Annotated in this window: 12 protein-coding genes; 5 read left to right on the forward strand and 7 right to left on the reverse strand. The window is 43.7% G+C overall.

Annotation, left to right across the window (positions count from 1 at the left end; translation table 11 throughout):
• Positions 1 to 85 precede the first annotated feature (85 nt).
• Together NO989_RS20980 and NO989_RS20985 are read right to left on the reverse strand one after the other, a co-directional pair.
• Entirely contained in the window at positions 86 to 493 is a 408-nt protein-coding gene (locus NO989_RS20980) for a hypothetical protein (RefSeq protein ID WP_014949801.1), read from the reverse strand.
• A gap of 107 nt (positions 494 to 600) precedes the next feature.
• Positions 601 to 2,028, reverse strand: a complete 1,428-nt coding sequence (locus NO989_RS20985; protein WP_039225389.1) for a PLP-dependent aminotransferase family protein — start codon at positions 2,026 to 2,028, stop codon at positions 601 to 603.
• Between the two features lie 259 nt (positions 2,029 to 2,287).
• Between NO989_RS20985 and NO989_RS20990 the strand changes: the two genes are divergently transcribed.
• From NO989_RS20990 to NO989_RS21005, 4 genes are all read left to right on the forward strand, one after another.
• Positions 2,288 to 2,908: a LysE family translocator gene (locus tag NO989_RS20990; protein ID WP_252118589.1), complete on the forward strand. Its 621-nt coding sequence runs from the start codon at positions 2,288 to 2,290 to the stop codon at positions 2,906 to 2,908.
• Positions 2,909 to 2,993: 85 nt separating this feature from the next.
• Positions 2,994 to 3,332: a nuclear transport factor 2 family protein gene (locus NO989_RS20995; RefSeq protein WP_039225393.1), complete on the forward strand. Its 339-nt coding sequence runs from the start codon at positions 2,994 to 2,996 to the stop codon at positions 3,330 to 3,332.
• Between the two features lie 39 nt (positions 3,333 to 3,371).
• A complete protein-coding gene (locus NO989_RS21000) occupies positions 3,372 to 3,752 on the forward strand; it encodes a VOC family protein (RefSeq protein ID WP_014976792.1) in 381 nt (126 codons plus the stop codon).
• Between the two features lie 37 nt (positions 3,753 to 3,789).
• The gene (locus tag NO989_RS21005; protein ID WP_371343146.1) at positions 3,790 to 4,125 is read left to right on the forward strand and encodes a hypothetical protein; all 336 of its coding nucleotides are present in this window, start codon (positions 3,790 to 3,792) and stop codon (positions 4,123 to 4,125) included.
• A 16-nt stretch (positions 4,126 to 4,141) separates the two neighbouring features.
• On the opposite strand, the gene NO989_RS21010 is transcribed toward NO989_RS21005, so the two are convergent.
• The 5 genes from NO989_RS21010 to NO989_RS21030 all read right to left on the reverse strand — a co-directional run bounded on the left by NO989_RS21010 (position 4,142) and on the right by NO989_RS21030 (position 8,709).
• Positions 4,142 to 4,741 carry a DNA-3-methyladenine glycosylase gene (locus tag NO989_RS21010; RefSeq protein ID WP_371343147.1) on the reverse strand — a complete coding sequence of 200 codons (600 nt, stop codon included), beginning with the start codon at positions 4,739 to 4,741 and terminating at the stop codon, positions 4,142 to 4,144.
• Positions 4,742 to 4,769: 28 nt separating this feature from the next.
• On the reverse strand, positions 4,770 to 4,988 hold the full coding sequence (locus tag NO989_RS21015; protein ID WP_014949794.1) for a DUF2945 domain-containing protein: 219 nt from the start codon (positions 4,986 to 4,988) through the stop codon (positions 4,770 to 4,772).
• Between the two features lie 385 nt (positions 4,989 to 5,373).
• Positions 5,374 to 6,258, reverse strand: coding sequence for a DMT family transporter (locus NO989_RS21020; protein ID WP_252118587.1), 885 nt, complete (start codon positions 6,256 to 6,258; stop codon positions 5,374 to 5,376).
• Positions 6,259 to 6,454: 196 nt separating this feature from the next.
• Complete coding sequence (locus tag NO989_RS21025; RefSeq protein ID WP_338851558.1) at positions 6,455 to 7,804, reverse strand: MBL fold metallo-hydrolase; 1,350 nt, start codon at positions 7,802 to 7,804, stop codon at positions 6,455 to 6,457.
• Positions 7,805 to 7,812: 8 nt separating this feature from the next.
• Positions 7,813 to 8,709, reverse strand: coding sequence for a class I SAM-dependent methyltransferase (locus NO989_RS21030; RefSeq protein ID WP_338851557.1), 897 nt, complete (start codon positions 8,707 to 8,709; stop codon positions 7,813 to 7,815).
• Positions 8,710 to 8,895: 186 nt separating this feature from the next.
• Here NO989_RS21030 and NO989_RS21035 point away from each other — a divergent pair, with 186 nt between their 5' ends.
• Complete coding sequence (locus tag NO989_RS21035; protein WP_239247927.1) at positions 8,896 to 9,345, forward strand: GyrI-like domain-containing protein; 450 nt, start codon at positions 8,896 to 8,898, stop codon at positions 9,343 to 9,345.
• Positions 9,346 to 9,464 lie beyond the last annotated feature (119 nt).

Below are 9,464 nucleotides of genomic sequence, written 5' to 3' on the forward strand. Positions count from 1 at the left end.
TGAATGTTCCCTTTATTTTTTATCTTACTGAATTTTAGTCATTATTTGTGGGGATACCTCAGGGTCAGAGTACATTTCTGGGTCGTTATTTTACTGGCGTAAAAAGGCACAGGCCGCGTTTGTTAATATCAATTGGGGTTTTGCTGATTAGATAAATGCGAGTGGGGGCAGTTACACGCAAAATTCCGCCTTCGGCATTTAAAAACTGTGAAGGCAAAAGTACAGACGTGTCTTCACTTTCTGAATTGTCGGTCTCGGCTTTCACTGCAAAGTGTGACAAACCGCAGTGATCCAGCCAACCTAATATATTATCTGGCGTTGCCACAAAATTATCGTGCCTCAATACGCTGCTATGTAGCGTAATATTCGCACCGAAGACGGGCTTATTCTCTATCGCCATTTGCGTGTTAGGCTTTAAATGCAGACGGTATAGTCCGTGTGCTTCAGGCACAATGTCATCATTCGCATCTGTATTATTCACTAACGTAAGCATACAAAGTTTCACAGGTTAGTTTGGATGGTTTTATTTTGGTGGACTTACGGCAAGCCTGCGTTGATGTGGATCAACTGCCCTTGGGTTTACGCACTTTGTATAAAAAATTAGGCTTCTTGTGCAACAAGCATCTCACCAAGACGCTGAATAGCTTCGGTGCGCGCAGCCTGCGTACTATCAATAAAATTAAAACGCAGGCAATGTCGATACTTACCTGTTGCCGAAAATAGCTGCCCTGGCGCGACATAAATTCCTTTTTGCTTGGCTTCGTCAGCCAGCTTCACGGAGTCATAACGGCTGTTTAGCTCTACCCAAAGCACATATCCCCCTTGAGGGTAGCTAATACAGGTGTCGGCGGGAAAGTAACGCTTAATGTCTGAACGTAGTGCGTCTCGTGCACTTAGGTAATGGTGACGCATAGCCCGAATATGTTTGTCATAACCGCCTTGCTCAATGAAACTGGCTATAGCTAATTGGGGTAGAGTAGGGCACATAGAGCTACTGACATATTTAACGTGGAGCACTTTATTTCTATAGCTTCCCGGCGCTATCCAACCCACGCGAAAACCAGGCGCTAGCGTTTTTGAAAACGAGGAGCACAGTAAAACGCGCCCATCTTTATCGAACGATTTAATGGTTTTTGGACGAGGGTAGGCGTAGGCAATATCGCCGTAAATGTCGTCCTCTATAATGGCTACATCGTACTCTCTGGCCAATTCATATAACGCTTTCTTTTTCGCCTCAGGCATAACGAATCCTTGAGGGTTATTTACCGTTGGGGCGACTAAAATGGCCTTGATCGGCCATTGATCAAGCGCTAGCTTTAATGCCTCTAAACTCAGTCCTGTTTCAGAGTCGGTGGGGATCTCTAATGCTTTTAATTCAGCGCCTTTTATAGCTTGCATAGCACCATAGAATCCGGGGGATTCTACCGCTATCACATCGCCGGCGCTCGCCACTGCGCGAAGGCAAACAGATAAGGCTTCCTGGCAGCCAGAAGTCACAATGAATTCGTCGCTTTGCAACACACAGCCAGATGCTGCTGCCAATCGGCTTAGCTGTTTTCGCAGAGTTTCATCACCTTTTACGTCACCGTATATCATGCCGTCCAAGGCTCGATGTTTGGTGAGTTCATGCAGGCGTTTTATAAGCGGTTTAAGGGTTTTGGCAGTCATGTTGGGCATGGCATGCTGAAACTGGCACAGGGTTTTAGCGTCATGATCTTTATTGAAGGTATTCAGCAAAGTGTCTAGCACGTCTTCCCATTGAGACACATCCATAGGGCGTTGCGGAGGCTTCGTCATGCTAGGGGTGTTATCTATTAATATACTACGGGCGACAAAATAACCTGATTTAGGTTTTGCCTCTACCAGTTGCTGCGCTTCTAACACTCGATATGCTTCCTGCACGGTAGCTATACTTACTTTATGCTCCGTTGACAGCTGCCTAACCGAAGGTAACTTGTTCCCCACCTCAAAAACACCACGCTCGATTTGGGCTTTAAGTTCATTGGCTAATGTTTCGTAAAGCGTCATCGCAATATTTATTCTTATGAAGTCATCTGCATACAGATAACTATATCTTAATTAACAGGGGCTTTTAACCATACAGATTGGTGAAATAACTACCATACAGACGTTATAATGACTAAACTGTATGGCTGTTTTTAAGTGTATTTGGGTATGATGCATACAAAAATATGATTGTATTGTGTTGGTGAAAAACAAGCGTTTGGTTAACCGACCCCTTTCTTTTAAAGAAACGCATTGCTCACCTCAACACATAAGGACTGTCATGGAAACATCTTTACTCATCGCGCTTGCGACATTCGCATTCATCAGTACGGTAACGCCTGGCCCGAATAATATGATGCTATTGGCTTCTGGGGCACAATACGGTTATAAACGTTCGCTGCCGCACATGCTGGGTATTGTAATTGGTGTTGCAGGTCTAATGATAAGCACACTGCTGGGCATTGGTGCGCTGTTCAACATATTTCCCGTACTGTACAGTGTGCTAAAAGTGCTTGGCGTGGGATATCTGTTATGGTTAGCGTTCAAAATTGCCACTGGCCCCGTAGATGAGCCAGTAGGCCTAGTAGAAAACAAAATTAAGTCGACCAAACGCCAAGGGCCGCTCAAGTGGTGGGAAGGGGCATTATTTCAGTTAATTAACCCTAAAGCATGGATGATGGCCTTAGCCAGCGTAGGCACGTTTTCAATGCCTGGCGAGCACTACACCCAATCTGGTATTGCGATTGTTACCGCTTTTGCCGTGATTGGTTTTCCAAGCATCTCGCTTTGGGCAGCGGTAGGCGCAAAAATACGCGTGTGGTTGAGTTCGCCAACTCGAAGACGGCAGTTTAACCTTACAATGGGCGCGGCCACAGCAGCCACGTTATTTTTGATAGTCTAACGGTTATATTAACTGGACGCTGGCCTTTTGGGTGTAAACCGATTGGCTGGTGTCTTTTAAAAAACTGATAAAGGGAACACGTAAAATGGAGTGGGTCGAAGTCTTTATTCAATACTTAAGAGCCTATGAACAAAAGGACCTAGACAGTGTTTCCGATATGTTTGCGGATGACATTGCATTAAGGGACTGGAAAATTTCTGTAAAAGGTAAACGGTTAGCCGTTGATGAAACACGTAAGAACTTTGAGAATGCTGACTCGATAGAAATAGATGTGCTGTCTACTATGGTAAACGAGAAGATGGTGTCTGGTGAGCTCAAAATTGTGGTGGACAAGTCTGAAACACTGTTCGTTGTTGATGTCTTGAAATTTAATGAAAACGGTAAAATCATAGCTATTCATGCTTATCTAGGACGCGACGATTAAATCTAGCGCAAACAATACAAATACAAGGAGCAGGTCTTCATGGAATTGAACCAAGTCACGTTACCCGTTACTAATATGGTCGAAGCGGTGGAGTTTTACCTTACACTTGGGTTCACTCAAATTGTAGATACACCGCATTATGCCAGATTCACCTGTCCTGAAGGCTCGTCCACTTTTTCGCTCTCTTTAGAAAGCGAAAGTGCTCAAAATCACAGTGTAATCTATTTTGAACACGAGGCGCTAGAAGAGTTGTATACCTCTCTTGTGGAAAAAGGTATTCGTTTTGAGCAGCCGCCAACGCAGCAGCGCTACCTTTGGAAAGAGGCCATTTTAAGAGATCCATCTGGCAACAAAATAAAGCTGTACTGGGCAGGAGAGAATAGAGTGAACCCGCCTTGGAAAGTGGAAATAAAGCAGTAGCCATTTAGATAAACTTCAAGAAAAACCGAGATAACCAGTGACAGACTCCCAAACTAGCGTGCACTTTCGCTTAACAAAATTAGATGCCATGCAGGCGTATACGCTAAAACGAGAAATTGAAGGCGCTTACTTTAGTAAGCGTGAAGAATTTGTAGATGAAAAAGGCTCAGGTGCGTTCATTGGCATGGTGCCTTTAAAAGAAAGCCTGTTTGACGAACTCAACGATTACGTTATTCGTCAGCAAATTCAATATGATGACTGCGATATTTATGTTGAATCAAAAATTGCTAACGGTGATATTGCCGTGCCAAGGGTGGTAAACAAATTGCTCAAATACATCGACTGCAAGCTGACTTTCGCTTCTGCGAAGTAGTTTCAATTGCGGTGCGCTACTTAAGCGTGAACCGCCAAGGCAAGGTTGTGTCATCCCGTGCACCTAGCTTACCGGTTTGATCGTCTTTTGCGTAGTCTATGCCAATGCGATACGAACTAGTGATATGTTTACTAGCAATGGCATGGTTACTTTGCTCAATCCAAATCAGAGTGTTATTTAACACAGGCTCACCATTAAGCGCAGGTGTTATCGCAAGAGCTTGTGTCAGCTTAGCTGGACCGTCACATAGATTACGCAATGATGTGTTCACGCCGCGACGTTCACGCATTTTGTCTACACCTTCTGTAGGCTTAATTTTTCGGATCAGAACTGAATCAGTGTGGTCAGCGTCATTTGTAACAATATTCAACATACTGTGAGAACCATAAATGGTGTAGATGTAAGCAACGCCGCCTTGCTTTTTAAGTGTTGATATCGAAGAAGGGCGCCGCAACAGGTGTTTTTCCATGGCAAGATCCTGATGACCACGGTAGGCTTCCGTTTCTGTTATCGTTCCCCCGGTTAGTACGCCGTCGACATTACTAAACAGGACGTTACCAATGAGCGTCTTTGCTATATTGACGACATCGCTATCAGTGAAAAAAGAACGCTGCATTTTTCGTTTAGGTTTACTAATCAACAAATTAAGACGACTTCGTAATTTCGCTGTGAGATTTTAGCACTTTGCTACCGTCGTCCTGTTCAATGAGATATGCTGGGTCGCTGTCGCTAGCCTCTCGTTTTACCGACGAACCCTTAATCGTGCGCTCTACATCATTGGTAAATTTTTCTCTGATATTTCCCGTTGCACTACCGTTTCCCCATTCCCATTCTACTTCTGTATTTACCGCATAATGTTTCATAATTTTTCCCTAAGCCACTAAATCAACTATTCACTTAGTTGTTTAACGAAAAGAATAAGACCTGAGTTCAAAAAAGGAGAAAAATAAGGATGGTAAAAAAGTAAAGAAAGTTTGAAACCCTAGGGCCTGTTGACCTTTGTTGTACATTTTTGCAGCGGTCTGTGTGCCATCTAGACAAGGCGGATGTTTGACGGTTTAGTGGTTCTAAATCGAAAACATTCAACGCAGTATAGATGGCACAAAGGCGCTGCCCGAAGGGGGCGTTATGGAAGCCTTTTACTCTTTGTCACAGTCCTTTAACTTAGCTCGCTAGGCTTGCAGGACTGTTTCGCGATTAAAAGGCTTCCATTTAGACCAAAATTCGTACACCAAAGGTCAACAGGCCCTAGGAAAGGGTTTCAATTTGTTTTTGTTTGGGTAGTTGTTTTTGCGTAGCTGAACTCCCGGCGGTAGCAATAACGACTAAAGCCACTGCAAACCATTGTGAAAGCGTGAGGGTTTCATCAATAATGATGAACGCCGCTATGGCTGCAACGGCAGGCTCAACACTCATCATAATGCTGAAGGTTTGCTTAGGCATATTGCGCATTGCACTCATTTCTAACGTATACGGGATAGCCGACGAGAATACGCCTACAGCGAACCCGATGAAAACAGCCTGTGGCGAGAGTAAGGCGATACCTTGACTTGCAACGCCAATAGGCACTACACAGATAGCGGCCACTAGCATGCCTAATGTTACCGTAACACCGCCAGAACCTTCGTTGCCTGTTTTGTTTCCAAATACGATATAACCGGCCCAAAACGCTCCGGCTGTAAGGGCAAGAATAACGCCGACGGGATCTAAGCTCTCGGCCGACGCGCCGCCAATATCGGGAAGCAGCAAACAAACGCCTGCAACGGCTAAAATAGCCCAAGCAAAGTCTCTCTTTTTTCTGGCACTAAAAAATGCCACAGCCAATGGTCCGGTGAACTCAAGCGCAACACCTATGCCAAGGGGAATACGCTCAATCGCAAGATAGAAGATGATATTCATTGCGCCTAAGCAAGCGCCGTAGAAAATAACGTTACGCCATCCTTTTGCGCTTAAGCGCGCTCTCCAAGGTCTAAAAATTACTGTTAACACCAACGCGGCGAAAAACGCACGAAGAGCACTGGTGCCTTCAGGGCCAACTATAGGAAAGAGTTGTTTCGCAAACGATGCACCAGACTGTATGGTTACCATCGCCAAAAGCACTGCGACTATGGCAAGTAAAAAACGTTGATTCACAATATATTGCAACCTGGATGAGACAAAACCGGATTATATTTGTTCTAAAACTGAAATGCTCGTTGATAAGGGAAAGTATTGAAAATTAAAGTCTAATAACCAAAACGCTATGGCAGCGGTCGCGAACACCGTCTATGCTACCCGCTGCAAACGCGTGCGATTTATGATGGCCAAATGAGCAAAATGACTCAGCGCACTACAGTTTAAAATACGACATCAAGCTTCGTAGAGTAGGATCGAATTGATCAGGAACGCGTTCAATTGTCATGTGGTACTCAGCTACGTTCCAAAATGTACCGCCTAGAAGAAGCGCTATAAGCACCTGGGTAGTCATTGTAAACTTGATATAAGGTTTATCTTCAGTAGGCTCAAACAATGTATTTATTTGAACGCGTTCATTTTTCATGTCTATCTTGGCGTAGATTGGGCATTGCAAGCCAGCTTGCAGTTGCTCTACCGGCTTAATGTGTAAAACCACATCAGTATCTGGGAATGTAGATAACCTTTCTTGCGCGCTCCATACGTTTGCTCTGGCCTTAAAAATTAAGCTATTGATTGGCATCATAAGCCCGTCAGGCCAAGTTATTCTGTGAAGCTCGCAAGGAAAATCAGCTAGAGACTCAGCGTAGTTTATTCTGTCTTGCTGAGTAAAATTCCTATCTAGCGCGAGAGGCGAGTGCTCTGTCGAACGGGAAGCTAAGTCCAGAGCGTCACCGGTCGATAACATGACCAGCTTATTCTCGTTAATATTGTGATTACGCCAGGCCGATTCTATTTCCTCAGGGCATGCTTGATGTTGATACTGCGCGTATTGATAACCTGTTCCTGCTATCACAAAAGATCCAGCTGCTGGAATATTGAAATCTGCATCAATAATTTCCGCAAGTTGGCAAAACTTCTGTAATCGAGAGGCTTTTAACTGTGCTACGCGAGTGTGTTTCTCATCATCGCTATAATGAGAAAAAACAAAGGGGTAAATACTTGCGCCACTGTAAGCAAGAATTGCAGCATCAAGCTTACCGAAGGTCGCCTTAATTTGCTCTGCGTGCCTGATTTGCATCGGGTTGTCTACAGCAAAAAATACCTTGTACCCGTTTCCATCTTCAAGATATATCGACGAATCAACAGGTATGTTTGTTTCATTCACGATATCGTCAGAAGACCCTGAAAACTCTTTTATAATGGTTATACTGTGCTCGCCAAGTTCCCAAGGTTTGTCAAAGGTACATTCCGTAATATTCGTAAACCCTAATTGCTGTAAAGCTAAGCGAAGGGCAGGGGGCGGAAATTTACCGATCAATATTGGGATGTCTTTATCAAAATGAGATAGCGTAAAAGGATTAAAGTGGTCACCATGAATGTGACTAATATATAAATAGTCGGGCTTTAAATTTAGATAGCGTGTGCGCTGCTTTTCATGCATAGGGGGGTAATTGAAAAGAAGGCCATGGTAAATGCCGTCTTCATACCAAGGATCGGTTAAAACCGTTGTTCCGTCACTGAAAGTAAACAAAAAACTCGCATTCGTTATATATTCAATTTTCATTAACAATCCTAAGGCTTTTGCGCGATAACAATGGCTTCTCTTCCTAAGTTTAGGTTAGAAAAAGCGCGATAAATATCTTGTCGTAAGTGGCTTAACCCCGCATTTTCCATGAACCATTCAAAGTTGACACGTTTCAGGTGACATTCTCGGCCCACGCTTGGAGTTTCAATGTAGTTGTCGCCCATTGCTAGAAACAGGTCTAGCGGGAAGCTGGAAAAACGGCTTAAAGGATTAAATCCACATTTTGAAACGAGTGCTTCTAGCGAGTCAAAATCAAAGTAATTAAGGTGGTGTGGGACAGCAACCCACCAAGGTTTGTAGTCTTGTGTTTTTCTTAAGCCTTCTTGCAGAGGGTTGAAGTCATTAGGGACACCCACAACTAAAACACCACCACTGGCAAGTTTGTCGAAAGCCACATTGATAAGAGAGAATGGGTCGGGAACATGTTCTAGAATATTGCGCATGTGAACCACTTTGATGTTTTTTGGAAGGCTGGTTAGGTCAGCATCGAAGCTGCTATTAATAATATCTAAGCCTTTATCACGGCAATGGTTTGCCGCTATTGTACTTATTTCGACACCAACTGTATTCCACCCTTCCTCTTTGGCTGCTTCCAAAAACAGGCCTGCACCGCAGCCAATATCAACCAGAGTATTATCATCACTAGGCGAGATAAATTGAGCTATTTCGTTAAGCACGTCGCGATAGCTCATGAGCCACCAATCGCGGTCTCGCTCATAGTAATTTAGCCTATCTCGTTCGCCGTCATCATAATGGCTGTCACGATAAAGAGTCTCATTTTCGAGCTTGTCTGGAAGTGGCGTAACATGTTTGAATCCGCACGTTTCGCAGTCAATAACATCGTAACCATCACCTGAAATAACGACGTTTCCTGAATGTGCCATGGTGTGTCCTAATTTTGTTCTTTATTTTGAGAGGCGTTTTTCATTTTATCAAAAACTGAATCAAGAAACGTACCATTAAGAGTGAAGCATAAGGTAAGGTGTTAAAGTCACTCTGCTGGAACATGGTTTGTCTGAAACCGTTTGCTTAGACTAACTTTCTGTATGCTTAACAATTAGGACGTTTTTATGGATGTAAGAAACCTAACTTCACCGATAGATATTAAAGGCTTTTCGGTGATTACCAATAATCACACTGAATTCTCACCACAGGGAAAGATACCCACACTTTGGCAAAGGTTTGATAATTCGATAGCTGTTGACTATAAAGGCGGCGAGCGAGTGTATGGCGTGTATTTCAACTACGAATCCGATCATTCCGGTGACTTTTCCGTGTTGGCTGGGTTTGACGGTGACTCAGTGCCCGAACATTTAAAGGTTGAGCACATCACTATTCCCGCAGGAAAGTATCTCGTTTTTTCGCGACAAGGTGAAATGCCGCAAATTGCCATTGATGCATGGAGCGATATTTGGCGCTATTTCACAGAAGGAGGTGCCGAGTATGAAAGGACGTTTTCAATAGACTTCGAGCACTATGTGAGTGGCAACCATATAGACGTTTATATAGCAATAAAATGACGTCATGTTAACTTTATAATAAAAAAACGGCGCTAATAAGCGCCGCAGACTGTTGAAAAAGCCCTAGACGAAAGTCTGGGGCTTTGATCTAATAGGCATAGTGAAATTCGGAGTGTTCA

Origin of the sequence: Alteromonas sp. DY56-G5, from assembly GCF_041414725.1 — a bacterium.
Classification (GTDB): Bacteria; Pseudomonadota; Gammaproteobacteria; order Enterobacterales; family Alteromonadaceae; genus Alteromonas; species Alteromonas macleodii.

Excerpts from the sequence above, each read along its gene's own strand:
- NO989_RS20980 (WP_014949801.1), bottom strand. The coding sequence starts at position 493 with ATGCTTACGTTAGTGAATAATACAGATGCGAATGATGACATTGTGCCT.
- NO989_RS20985 (WP_039225389.1), bottom strand. The coding sequence starts at position 2,028 with ATGACGCTTTACGAAACATTAGCCAATGAACTTAAAGCCCAAATCGAG.
- NO989_RS20990 (WP_252118589.1), top strand. The coding sequence starts at position 2,288 with ATGGAAACATCTTTACTCATCGCGCTTGCGACATTCGCATTCATCAGT.
- NO989_RS20995 (WP_039225393.1), top strand. The coding sequence starts at position 2,994 with ATGGAGTGGGTCGAAGTCTTTATTCAATACTTAAGAGCCTATGAACAA.
- NO989_RS21000 (WP_014976792.1), top strand. The coding sequence starts at position 3,372 with ATGGAATTGAACCAAGTCACGTTACCCGTTACTAATATGGTCGAAGCG.
- NO989_RS21010 (WP_371343147.1), bottom strand. The coding sequence starts at position 4,741 with ATGCAGCGTTCTTTTTTCACTGATAGCGATGTCGTCAATATAGCAAAG.
- NO989_RS21015 (WP_014949794.1), bottom strand. The coding sequence starts at position 4,988 with ATGAAACATTATGCGGTAAATACAGAAGTAGAATGGGAATGGGGAAAC.
- NO989_RS21025 (WP_338851558.1), bottom strand. The coding sequence starts at position 7,804 with ATGAAAATTGAATATATAACGAATGCGAGTTTTTTGTTTACTTTCAGT.
- NO989_RS21030 (WP_338851557.1), bottom strand. The coding sequence starts at position 8,709 with ATGGCACATTCAGGAAACGTCGTTATTTCAGGTGATGGTTACGATGTT.
- NO989_RS21035 (WP_239247927.1), top strand. The coding sequence starts at position 8,896 with ATGGATGTAAGAAACCTAACTTCACCGATAGATATTAAAGGCTTTTCG.